20 protein-coding genes are annotated in these 19,224 nt (G+C 37.5%); 3 read left to right on the top strand and 17 right to left on the bottom strand.

The genetic code is table 11. From position 1 onward, the window contains the following. Position 1: 1 nt before the first annotated feature. From CC92_RS0101740 to CC92_RS0101655, 17 genes are all read right to left on the bottom strand, one after another. Positions 2-322: a phosphopantetheine-binding protein gene (locus CC92_RS0101740; protein ID WP_029502135.1), complete on the bottom strand. Its 321-nt coding sequence runs from the start codon at positions 320-322 to the stop codon at positions 2-4. A 132-nt stretch (positions 323-454) separates the two neighbouring features. Then, a complete protein-coding gene (locus CC92_RS0101735; RefSeq protein ID WP_029502136.1) occupies positions 455-1,261 on the bottom strand; it encodes a LytR/AlgR family response regulator transcription factor in 807 nt (268 codons plus the stop codon). Between the two features lie 485 nt (positions 1,262-1,746). Beyond that, positions 1,747-2,175, bottom strand: a complete 429-nt coding sequence (locus CC92_RS0101730; RefSeq protein WP_029502137.1) for a hypothetical protein — start codon at positions 2,173-2,175, stop codon at positions 1,747-1,749. A gap of 62 nt (positions 2,176-2,237) precedes the next feature. Then, positions 2,238-2,819, bottom strand: a complete 582-nt coding sequence (locus tag CC92_RS0101725) for a 4Fe-4S binding protein (RefSeq protein ID WP_029502138.1) — start codon at positions 2,817-2,819, stop codon at positions 2,238-2,240. After that, the gene (locus tag CC92_RS0101720; protein WP_029502139.1) at positions 2,816-3,028 is read right to left on the bottom strand and encodes a 4Fe-4S dicluster-binding protein; all 213 of its coding nucleotides are present in this window, start codon (positions 3,026-3,028) and stop codon (positions 2,816-2,818) included. Before CC92_RS0101720 ends, CC92_RS0101725 begins: the two co-directional genes overlap by 4 nt. A gap of 288 nt (positions 3,029-3,316) precedes the next feature. Next, positions 3,317-4,120, bottom strand: a complete 804-nt coding sequence (gene tatC, locus CC92_RS0101710; protein ID WP_029502141.1) for a twin-arginine translocase subunit TatC — start codon at positions 4,118-4,120, stop codon at positions 3,317-3,319. Continuing rightward, positions 4,107-4,289 carry a twin-arginine translocase TatA/TatE family subunit gene (locus tag CC92_RS0101705; RefSeq protein WP_029502142.1) on the bottom strand — a complete coding sequence of 61 codons (183 nt, stop codon included), beginning with the start codon at positions 4,287-4,289 and terminating at the stop codon, positions 4,107-4,109. The genes tatC and CC92_RS0101705 overlap by 14 nt, the downstream gene beginning before the upstream one ends. 36 nt (positions 4,290-4,325) lie before the next feature. Further along, on the bottom strand, positions 4,326-4,646 hold the full coding sequence (locus CC92_RS0101700; protein WP_051650640.1) for a Sec-independent protein translocase subunit TatA/TatB: 321 nt from the start codon (positions 4,644-4,646) through the stop codon (positions 4,326-4,328). A 32-nt stretch (positions 4,647-4,678) separates the two neighbouring features. Further along, positions 4,679-5,530 carry an L-serine ammonia-lyase, iron-sulfur-dependent, subunit alpha gene (sdaAA, locus tag CC92_RS0101695; protein ID WP_029502144.1) on the bottom strand — a complete coding sequence of 284 codons (852 nt, stop codon included), beginning with the start codon at positions 5,528-5,530 and terminating at the stop codon, positions 4,679-4,681. Positions 5,531-5,543: 13 nt separating this feature from the next. Beyond that, positions 5,544-6,221 carry an L-serine ammonia-lyase, iron-sulfur-dependent subunit beta gene (sdaAB, locus tag CC92_RS0101690; RefSeq protein WP_029502145.1) on the bottom strand — a complete coding sequence of 226 codons (678 nt, stop codon included), beginning with the start codon at positions 6,219-6,221 and terminating at the stop codon, positions 5,544-5,546. A 118-nt stretch (positions 6,222-6,339) separates the two neighbouring features. Next, positions 6,340-7,506 carry a GNAT family N-acetyltransferase gene (locus tag CC92_RS0101685; RefSeq protein ID WP_029502146.1) on the bottom strand — a complete coding sequence of 389 codons (1,167 nt, stop codon included), beginning with the start codon at positions 7,504-7,506 and terminating at the stop codon, positions 6,340-6,342. A gap of 8 nt (positions 7,507-7,514) precedes the next feature. Beyond that, entirely contained in the window at positions 7,515-8,789 is a 1,275-nt protein-coding gene (locus CC92_RS0101680; RefSeq protein WP_029502147.1) for a Gfo/Idh/MocA family protein, read from the bottom strand. A gap of 115 nt (positions 8,790-8,904) precedes the next feature. Next, positions 8,905-9,906, bottom strand: coding sequence for a hydroxyacid dehydrogenase (locus CC92_RS0101675; protein WP_029502148.1), 1,002 nt, complete (start codon positions 9,904-9,906; stop codon positions 8,905-8,907). Between the two features lie 88 nt (positions 9,907-9,994). Next, positions 9,995-11,326: a hypothetical protein gene (locus CC92_RS0101670; protein WP_029502149.1), complete on the bottom strand. Its 1,332-nt coding sequence runs from the start codon at positions 11,324-11,326 to the stop codon at positions 9,995-9,997. 151 nt (positions 11,327-11,477) lie between these two features. Next, the gene (locus CC92_RS0101665) at positions 11,478-13,157 is read right to left on the bottom strand and encodes an extracellular solute-binding protein (RefSeq protein ID WP_029502150.1); all 1,680 of its coding nucleotides are present in this window, start codon (positions 13,155-13,157) and stop codon (positions 11,478-11,480) included. A 72-nt stretch (positions 13,158-13,229) separates the two neighbouring features. After that, positions 13,230-14,141 carry a carbohydrate ABC transporter permease gene (locus tag CC92_RS0101660; protein WP_029502151.1) on the bottom strand — a complete coding sequence of 304 codons (912 nt, stop codon included), beginning with the start codon at positions 14,139-14,141 and terminating at the stop codon, positions 13,230-13,232. Positions 14,142-14,156: 15 nt separating this feature from the next. Next, positions 14,157-15,137, bottom strand: a complete 981-nt coding sequence (locus CC92_RS0101655; RefSeq protein WP_029502152.1) for an ABC transporter permease — start codon at positions 15,135-15,137, stop codon at positions 14,157-14,159. Between the two features lie 379 nt (positions 15,138-15,516). On the opposite strand from CC92_RS0101655, the gene CC92_RS0101650 reads away from it, so the two are divergent. From CC92_RS0101650 to CC92_RS0101640, 3 genes are all read left to right on the top strand, one after another. Beyond that, a complete protein-coding gene (locus CC92_RS0101650; protein ID WP_029502153.1) occupies positions 15,517-16,533 on the top strand; it encodes an NAD-dependent epimerase/dehydratase family protein in 1,017 nt (338 codons plus the stop codon). After that, complete coding sequence (locus tag CC92_RS0101645; RefSeq protein ID WP_029502154.1) at positions 16,533-17,588, top strand: dihydrodipicolinate synthase family protein; 1,056 nt, start codon at positions 16,533-16,535, stop codon at positions 17,586-17,588. The genes CC92_RS0101650 and CC92_RS0101645 overlap by 1 nt, the downstream gene beginning before the upstream one ends. 230 nt (positions 17,589-17,818) lie before the next feature. Further along, positions 17,819-19,180 carry an amidohydrolase gene (locus tag CC92_RS0101640; RefSeq protein WP_029502155.1) on the top strand — a complete coding sequence of 454 codons (1,362 nt, stop codon included), beginning with the start codon at positions 17,819-17,821 and terminating at the stop codon, positions 19,178-19,180. Positions 19,181-19,224: the final 44 nt, after the last annotated feature.

Raw genomic sequence — 19,224 nt, 5'->3', positions numbered from 1 at the left:
CCTATTCACCAAATAACCTTTGACTAGCTGCTTCTATTTCAAGCTCTCTTTCTCTTTGTATCATAAGTTCTTTTTTAATAAATTCTACAATGTCTCTCATCTGTATAAACTTCATTACCTCTTCATTGGTAACTGCAATTTTATAATGTTCTTCCAGCATGATAATAAATTCCACAAGCTCTAATGAAGATAGTCCGATAAATTGTTCTGAAGCATTTTTTTGATCACCACGTACATAAAAAGATTCTTCTAACATAGTTTGCTCTTCTGTTATTTCACCCACTAACTCTGAACACACCTTTAGTATCTCTTTTTCTTCCATACTCTCATCCTTTCATAAAAAAAGTTCTAGTTATTTCCATAATTTTACTATTTCGTAAATTATATCATAACCAGAACTTTTTGTTATAAAATTTGCATATTTTGCATTGTTTTTGACATATTTTGTATATTCTTACATAATACTCTCGCAAACTGTAATACTTTCCAATTCTTTTTTACGACCACGGCTGACGGGTATGATATCACCATTCTTCATTACAATCTGCTTATTTCCATACTCTTTTATATACTTACAATTGATTAGAAAAGAATTGTGAGCCCATATAAATGCATATTTACTTATCTTTGGATAAATATTAGAGAGTTTTTCATAGAATATTTCCATTCTAATTTCCATTCCTACGAAATCCTGCGAATTAGGGCGACAGCACAAATTCGTGTGTGAAAAATCTTGATATTTCACACTATCTTCATATAAAAATAATTTAACTCGATGGCCATAAGATTCGAAATATAAGATATCATTTAGATTTACAAACTTTATCGTATTCCCACTCTTATAGCGAAATACTTCTTCTACAATTCCCTTTATCCTAATTGCTCGCTTTAAATCAGTGATAATTTTACGGGAATCTATTGGTTTTAATCTAAAATTTAATGGTCTTAATTCAAATAAACTCATACAGAATTCTTTTTTATTTGACATATATACAATCTGGATTACTTCATTCTTTAATTTATATCGTATCCAATGACCAATCACTATTCCATTCATTGTATCTCCCTTAAATTCAATGTTTAAGAATATCAAATCAAATTGTAATCCTTCTTTATTCTTCAATTCTTGATATAGATCTCTACAATGAAAGAACAGAACCGGTTGAATATCCAAATAATTCGTACTTGCAAACTCATTAATAATCTCAGAAAGCTGATTGCATATAGTTTTATCATCATCACAAATTGCGATTCGATACATAATATTATCCCCTTTATTAACTTCATTCCCCCCAGAATGAGTTAGATTGCTTTCTTACTTGTAAGATTGATTTTGCAACTTTTTAACTACTTTCTCCATCACCTCTCTTTCATTTTTCATTTTATAAACTTATCTTCTTATATTTTATAAAATACCTCCTTTCTGCTCTTATAAGAACATATCTTATCTCTTATTTTATCATAATTTGTAATAAATTTACAATCGTGGTTTTTATTCTTATTTATCCTATATTTTTTTACATAAAACACCTACCCAGTATAAAACTCACCACAAAAACCTTGATCTAAATAAAAAAAGCATGTTTCGCATACTTTTCCTTGTCATAAATAAAAGAATCCTATCAATAATGGGCAAAATTCCCTTTATGATAGGATTCCTAGATCTTCATTGAAAAAATTGAGAAGTTCACTGTATGCAGGTTTGGCTGATTTAGGATGTTCTTCTTGTTTATTTTTTCACACCCTTTATTTCTTAGTTCCTAATTCGACTAGCTTAATATAATGTGGTATATCCTCAATTTTAGGCTGCTGAAAACGTATAGCAGGATCGCAGCAAGCACAACGCCAGTATATTTGTCCGTCCATTTCATAACTAACACCATGTTTACAGGTACCATCTTTTCGTCTTTGACACCCGCTATCACTTTTATCGATAAAAATTCGTTTCACTGAATCAGGACAGCTTTGTAAATATTCCATACATTTATAAATATTTCTTATTCTCAATCCAAGCTCCAATTTTTCAGACTTTATTTCAGAATGCCAAGGATTATATGTATTTATATTAACTAACCTAAATAAACAAGGTGTTTTTTGCTTTAATGCTTTCTCATTTGCGTAATAATACCCCAAATCACCACGCACCATTCCTAAAGAAAGGAGTGTTTCGTCCACCCTACCTACGTAAGATGCCTTTCTAGTCTTATTCCTCTTGAATACTTTGGTAGTGAACTTTATTACTGCTTCTGTTTTAACTTACAGATACTTTGTGTCATAGTACCCATAGGACAATAGACACACCAAGATCTTGGCTTATAGAGTAGCATTGTCACAAGCCCCAAGATAGTGGAAGTGAGCATAATACTGTAGAATCCAAATCCAAATTGCACGATCCATGGTGATGCATAAGTATACTGTGCAAAATTCCAAGGCAGTTTAAACGTCCAAAGGATCTTAATCACTTGCTTTAAACTCTCTGCTCCCTTCATTACGAGATAAGTGTTCATAAGCATATTGATAAACATAGTTAGAAAGAATATTAAAAAACCATACCGAAAATAATTGGAGCGCATCCACTTCGGTGTAGGTTTATTTCTCGATAATTTCAAACGATCGCCTAACAAGGTGAGTAATTGACCTCTTCCACAATAACGATTACAATATGCTTTATTTCCTTTCAACATTGAAATTAAGAGGGGGATAAAAAAACATAATAATCCTAACCATGCGAATAGAATGTTAAATGGTGATAATATAAGATAAATTATGGATGCAATCCAAAGTTTTTCATACCATCTTGCTTTTTGTTTTGTTTTCAATTTGTTTCCTCCCACTCCATCATCTGAATCGTTCCTGCTGGACAAGCCTTACTACATTTGCTGCATCCAATACAAAGTTCTTCACTTACTATTGCATGGATTCCATGATAAATTGTTATCGCAGCTCTCGGGCAAACGTTTACACACACTCCACAAGCAACACAATGAGTTTTCTCTACCTCTGCCTTTTTCTTTTTTTTGGGTACCATGATCCCTGCTCCTTCCTTATCAATCGCTTGATTGCATAGTTGTATTAGGATGATACCAAAGAAAAACGTTTCAGTATGTAACTAGGTCACAGGAGTCTCACTTCCGTTATATTCATATCACTAGTGATAAAGGTTGATTTGTCCTGGTGTAACATCATTTCTAAAAAGAACAACCCGAATAACATTCGAAAGCATGTACTCTCAAAATGATATTCGGGTTGTTCTTGTTTCCTATGTAATATTAGTTTTAATTTTTCACCTTTTAACTCAAGTAATAAAATTAGTACCTCACATCTGGCTACATCTTGCTTCATAACTCTCTCTTCTCTTTCTCCTTGCTGTTATGATTGCAGCACCTAAAACTCCAATCTCATACAATAACGTTAGAGGTAATCCAAGCATAATCTGAGAAACAACATCTGGTGGTGTTAGAATTGCTGCAAGGACAAATAAAAAGAAAATTACATACTTCTGACACTTCATTAACTGAGATAAATTGACTATCTTAAGTTTCGTCAATATTAGGATTACCAGTGGTAACTCAAATGTAATGCCAAAAGGAATCATAAAACGAATCATAAATCCAACATAACTTTGTATTGATATCATTGGCGTCGCAAGCTCACCACTTGAAAATACAAAGAAATTGATTGCCATGTGAAATACCACCAGATAAGCAAATAAAATACCAATAAAAAATAAAAATAATGCCAGTAAAAACACTCCACCATAAACCAACTTTTCTCTACGGTAAAGTGAGGGAGCAATAAACATCCATAGTTTTCCTAACACCAGTGGAAAGGTCAAAATGACAGCAAATAAAAATGATACCTTCATCTGTGCTGTGAAAGATTCTGCAAGTGCTGTGTATACGATAGTAATATTTCGATCCGTTAGTGGTTGTGCTATCACATTAAGTAGCCACTCCGAACAGCTAAGCCATATCACAAGAAAACATACCGTAATCACTACTACACTAAAGATGAGAACCTTCCGAAAGTCTAATAGATGTTCCAAAAGCGTTTTTGGTTTTCCAAGTTCCTTCGAATTGATGTAATTCTGCATTCGCTTTTTCATCCTATTCGTTTTCATTGGATGAGCTTCCTTTCGCTTTCGATATGGAATCTTCGCTATGTACCTCCTTTTTAAACTCTTTTATACTTGTTCCAAGCGCTTTCCCTACTCCTGCTAATTTACCTCCACCAAAGATTACTAACGCAAGTGCTAAGATTAATAGTATTTCTGTTGTACCAAGTCTCATAATAATCCTCCTTTTATCTAAAAGATTCCTTCTTTGTTACTCCACTAATGTTTTCACATCCCCTAGGGTGCTTTCCACGTCCTTAAGGTCTTTTTTAGCCTCATTCATTACTTCAGCAATATCCTTACTCGATTGTCTTGCTTCTTTTGTAATGTCTTTTAGTTCCTCACAATCTTTTTTCGCTGTCTCTATTTCTTCCTCAAGGTTAAGAATTTCTCCGAACTCATTTTTCAAGTTTCCTAAATATTTCACGCCTTTCCCAAACGCCCTTGCTATTTTGGGAAGATCTTTCGGTCCTACCACAAGAAACGCAATAAATAACAGTAATATGAATTCACTCATTCCAATATTAAACATGGTTACCTCCTAACCGTTTCCTTCCTAGTCCGTTAGGTATAATGAGTTGCGGAACCTGCTGCCGCTATTCCACCGAGCGAAGTTTCCTTAAACTCTTTAGGCATTCCCTTTCCAACTTGATACATCGCTTCGATAACTTCGTCTGGCGGAATCAAACTTCTTGCTCCTGATAATGCTAAATCTGCACTAAGCAAAGCATTGATTGCACCAGATGCATTTCGGAAAGCACAAGGCACCTGAACCATACCAGCTACTGGGTCACAGATTAAGCCCATAATATGAATGAAAGCAAACGCTGCAGCATGTACCATTGCCTCATTTGAACCAGAACGCATATGAACTAAGGCTGCAGCTGCCATAGCTGCGGCTGAACCACATTCCGCCTGACAACCACCTTCTGCTCCTGATACCGTTGCATTCCTCGTGATAATTGCTCCAATGCCGGAAGCTATTAAAAGTCCTTCTAATGTCGTCTGAAGCGTAAGCCCATATTCTTGTGAGATTCCAATCAGGGTAGCCGGTAATATGCCGCAGGAACCAGCGGTAGGAGCAGCGCATATCTTTCCCATTGTCGCATTCACTTCACTACAAGAAAATGCCATTGACATAATCTTATTTAGCCTCTCGCCACATAAGGTATCCTGCTTACTGTATTGATACTGTTGATATGCTAGTCCATCGATCAGGCTCTCTTTGCTTTGCTTCTCCTTCTTCATATATCTCTCTGCGGATTCCTTCATAATTTGGTATCGCCTGGATAGCTCTGCAAAGATTTCTTCTTCTGTTTTTTGAGTTAGCTCCTGTTCCTGAGTTAAGATAACCCGCCATAGTGGTTCCTTCCTATCCTCTGCTGCTTGTAACAACTCCTTGATATTATGATACATCTTCGTTTCCTTTCTAGTAGCTGCCCTCATTAAGTGTTAACGATTTTGCACGGATAATATGATCTAACTTCCCTAGTTCCGTGTCGACCATACTAGGGATTGCCTCATCTGTCTCAATGATGCAGAAGGCAGCTCCACCTTTCGTACTCCGAGACACTTTCATGGTGGCGATATTGATCTCATATCTCGCTAGAACTTCACTGATGTCTCTTATCACACCTTTTTTATCCCAATGGTAGATAACGATAGTTGGTGAAGAGAAGGTAATATCCGTAGAGAATCCATTTACTTCAAAGATTTTTATTAATCCTCCCCCTAAGGAAGAACCAATCACTGTTTGTTTTGTACCATCTTTTTTAAGAAATTCTATTTTGACAGAATTCTCATGAACATTTCCTAAGTCAGCTTCCCTATAATAAAAATTGATTCCTTTTTCTTTTGCGATGGAAAAGGAGTTTCGTAATGCCTCATCATCCTCTCGTAATCCTAATACCCCAGCTGCTAAGGCATAGTCTGTCCGATGCCCATGATATGTTTTAGCAAATGAGCCATGAAGAAAGAAGGTTACCTCATCAAACTCCTCCCCTACGATAAAAGACGCCATTCTTGCTAATTTTGCAGCTCCTGCCGTATGGGAACTGGAAGGCCCAATCATTACTGGTCCTAATACATCAAATATGCTAAGTTCCATTCTTACCTCCATTCAGTTACAATCCTGCGGACTTTTGGGATAGCATGTGTAAAAATTCTTGATTTTTCACACTATTTATCATCTTTCGCCTGACAATAATTAAGATACCTATTTCAAGTTAGCAAGCATCTAAAATCGATAAGTAGAGTGGTAACGGAAACCACTTACGAATCTCATTTGATTTTTCTTCTACTTGCAATGCAGAAAGTGGCGAAAGCAATAATTGCATCGCTTCCTTGCAGGTGTATGCTGGGAGATTTTTTAACTGATCCTCTCGTGGCACTCTCTCTTTCTTTACTGTTTGGCATCCTCCTTTCACACAGATTCTATATAGTTCGTCCTCAATATAGAAGCTTGTTTCCCCATCCACTATTCCTTCTGTTTTCTCCAATAGATTAAGATAAGCACGAATTACTGCTTCAAAATCGAAGATGTGAAACGAATGGTTACACGCTATCTCATAGGTTTCACAAAGATTTTGCAAGTCCTTAAGTCCTTTCACCTCTGGTATGGAAAAGACAAATTCTAGCGTTTTAACTTCGCAGCAATCAATACAAAGATGGCAAATTTCTGTGAGCGAAATGGAATTATCCTTCCTATATAGCTCTCGTACACGTCCAGTTCTTCCGTCTATACTAATGCTAAGGTATCCTTTAAACTCGCCCTCTTTATAAACCACATAGGGGGTGCTTCTCCAGGACTGTAACAGCTCATAAAAGGAATCTTCCTCCCGTAATGTCCTTACTGGTAAGGACGAAAATAGTGTAAATGCTTGTTTTTCTTCCGCTGTCCCTTTTCTTAGCAACTCAATTGATATGCCACTATCCTCTGGCTTTGTTAATAAGCAATGCTTTAAATTTGTTTTGTTAACGATGCAACGAAATTCCAATCCTCCAGGTTCGTACCCAAAGTATTCATAACGTTGGCGCTGTCCGCCGAGAATACTAAGCACCGTCTTCTCTTCTTTCATTTCTTTCATCGCCTGTTCCAGTAATAAAGTCATATAACCTTTTCCTCTGGCACTTTCATGAACTGCGACAAGACCTATGTACCGTATCGATAACATTTGATCATAGATTTTTAGGTGAAGTGGCAGGGAGAGTAACATCGCCTTTAACTCCCCCTCCTCCTCTATGACACGGAAGTGCTCGGGTAAACTCCTAACCTTCGTTAACTTTGGAAGTAAACAGTCAAATCCTCCAGGTAAAACCTCATCACCAAATACTATATTGCCAAATTCAATGAATCTCTCAATAGGGTAACCGCTTCCTGTTTTATATTCCATGACTTCTCCTACTTCTTTACCGTTCTGAATTTCTTTTCATAATCCGAAATCTCAATCGTTTCCCCTTGAAGTCTTGATTCTTCCGCAGCAAATGCCATGATATGGCTATGAACGGACTGTGAAATTGTATTGGTGTTCTTTCTCACTCCTTTTAGAATCGAAACAAACTCCTCCATAATACCTTCATCACCACCACTATGACCAGTGTCTCCTGGAATCAACGTGTAGACATTTGTAGTTCCTGTCATAATTCCTTGACCAAACTCCGTCACTTCTATCGTATTCTTATCCATGCTGGCGCGAATCTCACCCTTTGTTCCCATAAACTTTATAGTTCTATCGCAGGCATTAGAGAATGCACACATCGTAAATGCCACGGTAACTCCATTTTCAAATAAAATAGAGGCAACCTGATGATCCACAACATCATTATCATTATGAAATACACAAACGCCATAAGGTCCTTCCTGTAAAGCTTTCTTTCTAGCCTCATAGCTGGTATCTGTTCCAAGACAGGAGGTTGGCCATTTCGTATCCTCTGTTAAGTAAATCTTTGGTGCATAATATGGACAGGTAGAACTATGCGGACAACCATCCGTACAACGTTTTGGAGAACCAGCCGGAGCATTCTCTTCTTTAAAATATGTTAAGTCTCCATAGGAAGAAATACTTTTACAGCGGCTGTTTAATAACCATGCCAAGATATCCATATCATGGCAGCATTTTGCAAGTATCATTGGAGAAGAATCTTCTCTTTTATGCCAGTTTCCTCTGACATAACTATGTGCATAATGCCAATAAGCCACATTTTCCGTATGGGTAATTGATACGACATTCCCTATCACACCAGATTCTATAATTTCTTTTATTTTTTTATAGAATTTGGTATAACGCATAACATGGCAGACTACAATTGTCGTCTGATGTTTTATTGCTAGCTCCTCCAATTGGATACATTCCAGAGGATCTGGTGATATTGGTTTTTCCAGTAAGATATCATACCCCAATCGAATTGCTGTACAGGCATAATCAAAATGATCTTTATCTTGAGTACAAATAAGAACTGCATCTGCAATCTTACCTTGGGAAAAGAAGTCCTCAGCATTCTTGTAAGCATGTTCCTTTGAAACGCCATAATCCTTACAGAACTGCTCTCTTCTCCCAAGATCCGGCTCCGCTACTGCAACGAATTCTACCTCATAACCATGCAATTTTGCATAAGGTGCATAGCTATTCTGACCACGCTCTCCTGCTCCCACTAATGCTAGTTTTATTTTTTCCATCTTTTATCCTTTTCCTATTCAGAATCTTCTATATAGCCATAGCTTCCTAAGTAAGAAGCAAACTGAATAGTTTGTTTCCTTTCTTTTATATTACTGTTATCAATCCAGCCGATTTCTAATACATTGACATCTTCGCAGCATACGAAGCGCTTATCTCACAGATGAGAGGTTTATCCTCTAAAAAATTATGAATATCTGCAATCACACATGACGTTACAGATAATCTACGGTCGATGGTTGGTCCTCCCATATGTGGAAGTAATAAAGCATTTTCACACGCTAACAACGGATGATTTGGAGGCAATGGCTCTGTCTCATAGACATCAAGAGCAGCATAAATTTCCTTCTTATTCAAAACCTTAATCAATGCCTCTTCGTCAATAATAGCGCCTCTGGCTGTATTAATTAATAAAGATCCCGGTTTCATGCAGTTAAGCAGCTCTTCTGTTATCAAATGATGATTTTCTGGTGTCATGCCACTATGGATAGAGATAATATCACAAGTACTAAAAATCTCTTTTAAAGTTGCCTTTTCCATCTGATGCTGCTCTAACTCTTCGTTGGCAATATGACGGGAAAATACTTTTATTCCACAATGAAATGGCTTTAACATCGAAACTACATAACGTGCAATCATTCCATATCCAACAATACCAACCTCTCGTTCTAATAACCCACGATTATAAAACTGTGCTGGCCATATTCCCTGCTTTAGCTCAAGAGAAAACTTAGGAATATCTCTTAATGAGGCAAGTGCATAAGCTATCACACCTTCTGCCACACTTTCTGCAAAAACCGAATTACCGCTAACCACACGAATTCCTCTCTCATAGCAGGCATCCGTGACATAAGGCTTTACGGAACCACCCGTATGAGCAATAAATCGAAGACGATTCGCAGAGGCTAATACTTCTTCGTCCATCACAGGAGTTCCCCAGCCAGTTACACAAATATCAATATCGTTCAATTTTTCCGCGAATTCTTCTTTTGTAAATTGCTTGTCAGAATCATTCCAGATAACATTACCAATGCTTTCAAGTTCTTTTCTTCGTTTATCGTCAAAAAATGTTGGGAATACTGCACTTAATTTAGGGATTGTAACTAATATATTTAACATATGGGTACCTATCTACGCGTTGCGACGCGCTAACAAAACTGAAACAACTCTAGTCTCAATTTCTATGAAATGTTGAAACGCTTTTTATTCAACATTCCTTTCCTTCTTTGTCTATTGTATTTATGATGTTCACTTTATTGTTAACCGCTGCTTCACCTGTCGTTGTAATTTCAACACCTTCCATAAAATAACTGTTTTCAATCACAACAGGACGTTTGGAACGATTGGAACGCTGTGTAAGGATTAACCGATCCGCCTCACACCCTCTCACCTGAAGACCATCTGCATTTAATAGAAGATTTCCACATTCCTCATACTTTTCTGTCTTTCGTATCACTACATCCTGTAAGGTTAAATCGCTGACCTTTGCAAAAGCAAGCCCCCAACAGCCCACATGGCGTATTACTGTAATTCTCTTTGCGCTGGAACCCCAGGTTGGTCCACTATTGGCAAAGGAAAGAAGTCCGGAATTTCCAATATAGGTAAGGTCGTGCTCAAATTGCCCATGAGTGACAAAAGCACCATGGAAATCACCGTCACCGTGACAGTTCTCCACCATACAATATGCACTGCCGGTAAAGTCATTTAAGTGTCTTGCATTGCTTGCTTCACAATCTCTGACCTTTCCATAAAGACAATGTATTTGTTGTGTCAGATAACCAGTACCTCCAACTACTACCTCGATAGGATTATGTAAGGAGCACTTCTCAGTAACATAGCCTGTGTTATGCCGGCGCAATATTACTGGCCAATAGGTAAACTTTGCATGAATGTTATTCGCATTGCAATTGACTGCATATTCAAAAGCTAGTGGTTCTACGCCAGTTTCTTCTCCATCCTGATTTCCATGAAATCTCATATTACTAACTGAAACATCAACGATGGGCTTTACTTTTTGGTAGGTTAACGTTCTACCAGTTTCAAGGGGCCATCCCATCTTATAATTAAAGCGGACATGAGTCTTATCAATGATTTCTGTTACCTGTAGCATTTTATCAATTTCTTTTTCTTCTCTGCCGATTAAGGCATTACAAGTAACAATCCACCAAGAATCTAGTTCAAACTGGCTAGAATCATCCACTTCAAAAATATCATAAAGCTCCTTAAGCGGATGAGATAAACTGACACTTCGTATTTCACTAAGCCTCTCCCCGGCAACATGAAATAACGCAGAAAATGGGTCGTTATGTTTTGCATGCTCGATTCCAATTGCGGTTACCATATTTCCATGAAAATCAAAGGTAATATTATCACGTTTTATATGATGTCTTTTCGTAAAATTAAGTGGCGTATACGCATGAATTACTCGAATTTTCTCATCTGCAAGCATCTGTTCCAATGCGCTATCTGCCGGGACAGATGCATCTAGTATTCCGTATCTACTAAAGTCTGTCTCAAAGGCTGTCATTTCTTTCTGCATATTCTATCCCTCATAAAGTTATTTCTTGGACTACATCGGTAACTACTGTGACTCATTTCGATTGGTCAAAGCGGATATCGAATAAAAAGGCTACTGAAAAATGAATATCCTTACGTACTATTTCATCTCACAGCAGCCTTATCTTAAATTTTTACTTCATAGCCTCATTCCATCTTGCTAAAGCTGCTCTCTTGATTTCTAATAGCTCTGGAAGACCTGTCTTATTTAATGTATCAATGTATTCATCAAACTTATCGATGCTTACTTCACCAATGATAAACTTAGTAGTCATCATTGTTACATAGGTATATAAATCATTTTCAATTACATTACCTCGCTCGGATTCCTCTGCTGTAAATCTAGCATTAATAGGGTAAGCAGTAGTATAATAAGGTTTCTGCATCTTGTTTACTTGTTCTACCTTCATCTCCATCAATGGATTTCCAGCAGGGCCAGCAGTAAAGTTTAAGTATCCTGGTAATTCCATATTGACTGAGATGGATTTATTGATATCACCAAATCCAGTGATTGGATCAATCCATTGATAATGCTCTTTCGTGTCGTCAGTGTATTTCCAATGTTCACCTTCCCATCCAAGGAATAAAGTCTGACCGGAAAAGCCTTCTACAGCATTTTCTGGAGTTGCGTAGAACATATCAAGTAAGCGGATTGCTGCTACTGGGTCTTTACATTTATCTGTGATAAATCCTCTGGCTGGATATAAGTTATCTGGCTGAATAGCTACCTTCTTATCATTCGAACTGCTTGTTAATGGAGGAAGAGATAACTGCTGCGTAGTTGTCACTTCTGGATCCAATAAAGTTGGAGAAGCGGAGTATATTCCACACATATCTGCTTTTACCTTAGCCTGCCACTGTTGGCTTGTTTGTGTTGAAAACTCTGGATCAAGTAATCCCTCGCTATAAAGCTTGTTTGCATAGATTAAAAACTCTTTATACTCTGGTAGAGCTGGTGCATATACAACTTCACCATCTTTGATATCAAATCCTAAACCTTCTGCAGTACCCGTAAATGCTGGTATTAAAAGACGACGAATTGTTGTATTTAAACCGGAACAGCTAAATGGAATCTCATCATTAGGATCACCATTTCCATTCGCATCCATTTCTTTAAACTTCACTAACATATCATATAATTCATCTGTTGTTTCTGGAACCTTTGTGATCCCTACGTTCTCCATCCACTTAGAATCAAAGAATCCAGTGTGCGCTTGTGTTGTTGCTGTCTGGAATGCATATGGTAATCCATAAATCTTACCATCCATAGAAGTAATCGCTGCTTTAATGTCAGGACGCTCCTCTAATAATGCTTTGATATTTGGAGCATACTTATCAATTAAATCTGTTAAGTCTAGGAATACTCCTTGTGGTCCATAAGTTTCTTCGTCCGTGATAGAAGAAGTATCTGCACGTAAAATTAAATCTGGATATTCACCACCCACTAATGCGATATTCTTTTGTTCTACGAAGGTATCACCTTCTGATAATTCAAACTCAAAATTAATGTTAGTGATTTTTGTTAAGCGTTTGAATACCTCAAGTTCACCCCAATCCGTAGCTCCTGGATCCTTACGTCCCATAATCGTAAGTGTGATTGGCTCTTTTACAATTGGATAAACACCTACCGCATTCACATTTTCTGGCATATCATCTTTTCCAGTGTCACCACCAGATGGATTACTTTGCCCCTCTGTTGGAGCCACCGTACCATTATTATTTGCTTGATCATCATTCTTCTTACCGCATCCAGCTAGCATAGATACCGCCAGACATGTGCAAAGCCCCATTGCTACAAGTTTCTTAAACTTCATAATGAATCCTCCTCTTATAATAATTTCACTTGGCTAAATTATATCACGATTTGTGTAGTTTTGGTTAAAATATCACCCTTTTACTGCACCTACCGTTACGCCCTTTACAAAATACTTCTGAATAAATGGATAAATTGCCATTACTGGGAGTGAAGCAACTACGATTAATGCATATTTAATCTGCTCTGCTGCTTTTAGCTCCTCTTGTAATAATCCTGCAGAATCACCACCTTGTTGTAACATCTCCGCGTTAAACTGACTCCTCATTAAAACTTCTCTCATTATAATTTGAAGTGGCTTATATCGATCATCACGAATGTAAATTAATGCTGTAAAATAACCGTTCCAGTGATTTACTGCAAAAAACAGAGCCATTACAGCGCAGATTGCAGTGGATATTGGTAACACGACCTGTAGAAAGAGCCTTACGTTTCCGCAGCCATCAATTTGAGCTGCTTCATGTAACTCATTTGGAATATTCGTCATAAAAAACGTTCGGCTAATAATAATATTCGTCATGGACGTTGCACCGAGTATTACCATAACCCATGGATTGTTGTATAAACCAAGGTTTTTTACTGTCATAAAGGTTGGAATCAACCCACCAGAGAAAAACATGGTAAATAGAAACATCAGTGTAAAAAACTTTCTTCCTACAAAATCTTTTCTAGACAGTGCATAAGCCGCTGGTAATGTAACCGCTAGATTTAACAAAGTGCCTCCACCTGTATAAATTAAGGTATTGATATAACCTCTAATAATACTTTTGTCATTAAATAGGTTTTTGTAACCAGTAAAACTAATTTCTTTTGGAAGCAACCATACCTTTCCTGAATTTACTAGGTCTGGATTACTAACTGATGAAATAATAACAAACCATAGAGGGTAGAGACATAACAGTAATATTACAGTTAAGAGAGTATAATTGATGATAACAAAGATCTTGTCTCCTCTGGATTGTTTCATTCTATTCTTTCGCTTCATGTATCCCCCTCCTTTCTACCATAATGAGTTTTCGCTGACTTTTCTTGATATTTTATTGACAGTTACTAATAAGATTAAGTTAATTACATTATTAAATAATCCGACAGCAGAAGATAAACTGTACTGTGCCCTTTGAATACCTAATTTATATACATAGGTAGAGATTACTTCCGACACCATCATGTTTCCATCCTTTTGCATCAGTAACACTTTTTCAAAGGAAAGGTTCATGATACCACCGACCGTCATTATCAACATTACTACAATGGTTGGCATAATCGCCGGTAAATTGATATGTCGGATTCGCTGCATTCGCCCTGCACCATCCATAATAGCTGCTTCATGAAGTTCAGGCGAAACACCACTCAATGCGGCAATGTAAATTACTGCACCATATCCGGTAACCTGCCATACACCACTCCACACATAAATATCATTGAACAAGCTGTCCTTCATCAAAAACATCGTTGGTTCCGAGTTAAATAATGCTCCTCCGATTTGATTGAATAATCCATTTCTTGAAAGAAAAAGATCAATCATACCAACAAGTACTACAGTTGAGATAAAGTAAGGCATGTATGTAATGTTTTGTACTGTCTTCTTAAAATACTTATTCCCAACTTCATTAATCATTAAGGCTAAGATAATTGGTGTTACAAAACTAACTGCCATATAATATAAGGAAAGGGTGATCGTATTCATAAATATCTGTGAAAAGTTAACCGAACTAAAAAACGTTAGAAAATGTTTAAAAATCGGATCTGCCCAAGGGCTTCCCCCAAATCCTTTTGTAGCAATAAAGTCTTTAAAGGCAATCTGTACTCCATACATAGGTACATAAGCAAATATTAGAAAATACAGGAACGCAGGTAATATAAATAAGTACAGCGCCCAGTTTCTTTTAATTAGTACTTGGTTTCGATGCCTTATTCGCGCTCTTACCTCTTTACTGGGTCTGGCTCTCCCTTCTTTTCTTTTATCCTTTTTCATCCCCATAAGGATATACCTCCTTCTTATTTCGTTTCAAACCCTAAACTTTTTGTTCTGTCTTCTTATGTATTGTTGAGAACGTATGTCCTTAGGCTTGCTTTGTAATTTTATTATATCTGCTGTAGCCGCAACTTAAAATTGCCACTACTTAATCTAACACTCACAAAAATTAATCTAGGCATAATACATGTCCAACATTTAGAACTAACATTTTTAAGGATTTCCTATCAAAGTTTAAACTTTATACTTTGTTACCTTAGGCTTAAATACTGGCAATTTACTATATTTTTATGGTCTTTTATACTGAAACTACACAAAAGGCAGTAGAACTTCTATCTGCGGTTTTCACTGTCGTGAATTAAGAAAATTCCAAGGAGGAGTACCTATGTGGACTGAAGAAAGATTAGATACGTTATTGACCAACCCGTCAAATGCGCTGATCGAAGATATGAAAAAGATTACTGGTGATATTATGATTCTCGGTGCTGGTGGAAAGATGGGGCCAACGCTTAGCTTACTTGCAAAGCGTGCCTGTGAGATGGCAGGTGTAAATAAGCGAATAATCGCTGTATCGCGTTTTAGCGATCCGATTGTAAAAAAGCTCCTTAGTGATCATAAGATAGAGATGATTTCTGCTGATTTATTGGAGGCCGGAGCAGTTGCTTCCCTTCCAAAAGTAGAGAATATTATCTATATGGCAGGCAAAAAGTTTGGTACAAACGGAAATGAGTATCAAACCTGGGCTATGAATGCAACCGTTCCTTCTCTTGTTATGGAGCACTTTAAAGAAAGCCGTATCGTTGCATTTTCAACCGGAAACATTTATCCAAAGGTTGCTATTTATAGTGGAGGTGCTACGGAAGAAACCCATCCGGAACCGGTTGGAGAATATGCAATGTCAAGCCTTTCTAGAGAACGTATCTTTGAGTATGGCGCAAAAACTTATGGAACCAAACTTGCGATTTATCGATTAAACTATGCCGTTGACCTTCGTTATGGCGTGCTCTACGACATTGCAGAGAATATCATGAATCATCGTCCGATTTCCTTAGAGAGCCCTTGCTTTAATTGCATCTGGCAGGGAGATGCAAATGAAGTGGCAATTAGACTTCTACTCCATGCTGACAACTCTATCTTCCGTTTAAACGTTACCGGACCAGAAACCATTGGTGTCAGAGAGACCGCTCTAAAATTAGCAAAGAAACTTGGGAAAGAGGTAAGTTTCGTAGGAGAAGAGTCTTCTACTGCTTACTTAAACAATGCTAGTAAGATGGCAGAACTCTTTGGCTATCCAACCGTTTCTATCAACACCTTAATTGATTGGCAGGCAGAATGGATTCTATCAGGAGGACGTTCTCTAGGAAAGCCAACACATTTTGAAGAAAGAAAGGGGAATTTCTAATGAATCGACACGAAACCGCTCTCTATAATTTAAAGGAGGGTACTGTAATTCCTGCTATCCCACTTGCACTCCATAGTGACCGTAGCTTTCATGAGGAAGGTCAACGAAAACTAGTGAAGTATTATCTTCATGCAGGTGTTGGTGGTGTAGCAGTTGCAGTACATACCACTCAGTTTGAAATCAGAAAGCCTGAAATTAATTTATTGGAACCAGTACTTACGGTAGCAGCAGAAGAAATCACAAAATATGAACAGGAGACTGGAAAGACAATTATCCGGGTTGCGGGTGCTTGCGGAAGGACAGAACAAGCAGTCAGCGAAGCAAAACTTGCAAAATCACTTGGCTATGATGCTGTTTTACTAAGTCCTGGAGGGTTATTAGAAGAAAATGAAGACTACCTTGTTGAAAGAACAAAAGCTGTAGCAGAAATTATTCCTGTCATCGGCTTTTATCTACAAACAGCCTGTGGTGGAAGACGTCTCTCTTATGAATATTGGAGGGCTGTTGCAGATACCCCGAATGTGGTTGCCATCAAATGTGCTTCCTTTAACCGTTATCAAACCATAGATCTTGTCCGTGGTGTTGCTGCATCAAAAAGAAGTGAAGAAGTGGCTCTTTATACTGGAAATGACGATAATATTGTTGTAGATTTACTAACACCATTTCGTTTTACAATCGATGGAAAGCAGATAGAAAAGCGATTTGTCGGAGGTTTACTCGGTCACTGGTCCCTTTGGACGAATACCGTAGTAAAACTGTTTTCTGATCTTAAGAAATATCAACGCGAGTCTATGATACCAAGCGATTTACTCTCGCTAGCAATTGAAGTAACGGATTGCAATGGAGCCTTCTTTGATGTAGCAAATAACTTTGCAGGCTGTATTCCTGGTGTTCATGAAATTTTAATGGAACAGGGACTTATGGATGGTATCTGGTGTTTAAATGAGGAAGAAGTATTGTCCGTAAATCAATTAGAAGAAATTAAACGTGTTGAAAAGATGTATCCTCATTTAACTGATAATGACTTTGTAAAAGTCTTTCTCACTCAATTTTAAGATAATAAAAGAAAGTATACGATTAGCTAGCGAGCTGAGGTAAGCCTGCTTATTCCAAGCCTTGTTACCTACTCATAAATAGAAATAATTTTAATTCTATTTCAATGCATTGTGTTTGAAAATATAGTTAAGTATAGAAACAAGAAAAAGCACGCTTCGCGTACTTTTCCTTGTTATAATTTAGAAGAACCCGCAATGCGGGTTCTTCTGGAGCACAAATGGAGGTAAACATGAATCTATTAAAAATTAAAGCACTAGATGCTATTACCAAACAACGCAATGGGATTATCTCCATAGGTGAGGAGATTTTTCGTCACCCAGAACTTGGTTATAAGGAGCATAACACTAGTACCCTTGTAAAACAGGTATGGGAGAATTTAGGTTTAGAAAATATCACAGGTGTTGGTTTTACCGGATGGAAAGGATATCTGAAAGAGAAAGAAAGCAAAACAAACACCAAAACTGATAAAAATTATGAAGATGCAAAAAATTTAAAAAATAATACAAACTCTCCGATTACCATTGCCATTATGGGAGAACTAGATGCTGTTATCTCACCAAAACATCCTTTTGCAGACAAAGACACCGGTGCTGCACATGCTTGTGGGCATCACGCTCAAATTGCCGCTATGATTGGCTGTGCCATCGGCTTATCTGCAGTCAAAGATGCACTAGATGGGAATGTATGCTTTCTTGCTACTCCTGCAGAAGAATACATTGAGCTTGGTTACCGCAGTCAGTTAAAGAAAGATGGACATATCACCTACTATGGAGGTAAGCAGCAAATGATTGCAGAAGGTGTCTTTGATGATATCGATATGGCTCTTATGGTACATAGTGAAACAAATCAAAGTAGTCCCCATATCTCCATCAACAGTCACTCTACTGGATTCATAGGCAAGAACATTCGATTCCTTGGAAAAGAAGCACATGCAGGTGGCGCACCTTGGGATGGAGTCAATGCACTAAATGCGGCGACTCTAGCTATCTCTGCAATCCATGCACAAAGAGAAACCTTTCGAGATTGTGACTCTGTCAGAGTTCACCCAATCATTACAAAGGGTGGAGATTTGGTAAATACCGTTCCAAGTGAAGTTATCATGGAGAGCTACGTAAGAGCTGCATCGATTGAAGCAATGAAAGCTGCGAATACTAAAGTAAATCGTGCTATCAAAGGAGCTTCTTATGCCATCGGCACTAACGTTCAAATTATAGATTCTGCTGGTTATCTTCCACTGATGCAAAATCCTGGTCTTAGTAAACTCTTTTCAGATAACGCTGCCGGGCTGCTTCCGAATGTTACTGTGGAAGAGAATCTTCCTTTCTGTGGAAGCACGGATGCAGGAGACCTGTCGTACCTGATTCCAGTGATTCAACCTACCATCAGCGGATTTTCAGGGGATTTACATAGCTGTGATTTTCAGGTAGACGACGAAGAACTAGCCTACCTTGTTCCTGCCAAACTAATGGCAATGACCGTCATTGATCTCCTTACCAATAATGCTATCATTGCAAAAGAAATTAGGAAAACATCCCCCAGACGGGAAAAAGAAGATTATATCTTATTATGGGATACGTTATTACAGGAGTAATACCAAATAAATTTTCCAAAAAACATACTTTTAAACAATGCGCT

Source organism: Lachnoclostridium phytofermentans (assembly GCF_000733755.1).
In the GTDB taxonomy this organism is placed as follows: Bacteria; Bacillota; Clostridia; order Lachnospirales; family Lachnospiraceae; genus Lachnoclostridium; species Lachnoclostridium phytofermentans_A.
The sequence above is the reverse complement of the archived record's forward strand: the minus strand, read 5'-3'. Positions and strand labels throughout refer to the sequence as shown.

Excerpts from the sequence above, each read along its gene's own strand:
- CC92_RS0101740 (WP_029502135.1), bottom strand. The coding sequence starts at position 322 with ATGGAAGAAAAAGAGATACTAAAGGTGTGTTCAGAGTTAGTGGGTGAA.
- CC92_RS0101735 (WP_029502136.1), bottom strand. The coding sequence starts at position 1,261 with ATGTATCGAATCGCAATTTGTGATGATGATAAAACTATATGCAATCAG.
- CC92_RS0101720 (WP_029502139.1), bottom strand. The coding sequence starts at position 3,028 with ATGGTACCCAAAAAAAAGAAAAAGGCAGAGGTAGAGAAAACTCATTGT.
- tatC (WP_029502141.1), bottom strand. The coding sequence starts at position 4,120 with ATGAAAACGAATAGGATGAAAAAGCGAATGCAGAATTACATCAATTCG.
- CC92_RS0101705 (WP_029502142.1), bottom strand. The coding sequence starts at position 4,289 with ATGAGACTTGGTACAACAGAAATACTATTAATCTTAGCACTTGCGTTA.
- CC92_RS0101700 (WP_051650640.1), bottom strand. The coding sequence starts at position 4,646 with ATGTTTAATATTGGAATGAGTGAATTCATATTACTGTTATTTATTGCG.
- sdaAA (WP_029502144.1), bottom strand. The coding sequence starts at position 5,530 with ATGTATCATAATATCAAGGAGTTGTTACAAGCAGCAGAGGATAGGAAG.
- sdaAB (WP_029502145.1), bottom strand. The coding sequence starts at position 6,221 with ATGGAACTTAGCATATTTGATGTATTAGGACCAGTAATGATTGGGCCT.
- CC92_RS0101685 (WP_029502146.1), bottom strand. The coding sequence starts at position 7,506 with ATGGAATATAAAACAGGAAGCGGTTACCCTATTGAGAGATTCATTGAA.
- CC92_RS0101680 (WP_029502147.1), bottom strand. The coding sequence starts at position 8,789 with ATGGAAAAAATAAAACTAGCATTAGTGGGAGCAGGAGAGCGTGGTCAG.
- CC92_RS0101675 (WP_029502148.1), bottom strand. The coding sequence starts at position 9,906 with ATGTTAAATATATTAGTTACAATCCCTAAATTAAGTGCAGTATTCCCA.
- CC92_RS0101670 (WP_029502149.1), bottom strand. The coding sequence starts at position 11,326 with ATGCAGAAAGAAATGACAGCCTTTGAGACAGACTTTAGTAGATACGGA.
- CC92_RS0101665 (WP_029502150.1), bottom strand. The coding sequence starts at position 13,157 with ATGAAGTTTAAGAAACTTGTAGCAATGGGGCTTTGCACATGTCTGGCG.
- CC92_RS0101660 (WP_029502151.1), bottom strand. The coding sequence starts at position 14,141 with ATGAAGCGAAAGAATAGAATGAAACAATCCAGAGGAGACAAGATCTTT.
- CC92_RS0101655 (WP_029502152.1), bottom strand. The coding sequence starts at position 15,137 with ATGGGGATGAAAAAGGATAAAAGAAAAGAAGGGAGAGCCAGACCCAGT.
- CC92_RS0101650 (WP_029502153.1), top strand. The coding sequence starts at position 15,517 with ATGTGGACTGAAGAAAGATTAGATACGTTATTGACCAACCCGTCAAAT.
- CC92_RS0101645 (WP_029502154.1), top strand. The coding sequence starts at position 16,533 with ATGAATCGACACGAAACCGCTCTCTATAATTTAAAGGAGGGTACTGTA.
- CC92_RS0101640 (WP_029502155.1), top strand. The coding sequence starts at position 17,819 with ATGAATCTATTAAAAATTAAAGCACTAGATGCTATTACCAAACAACGC.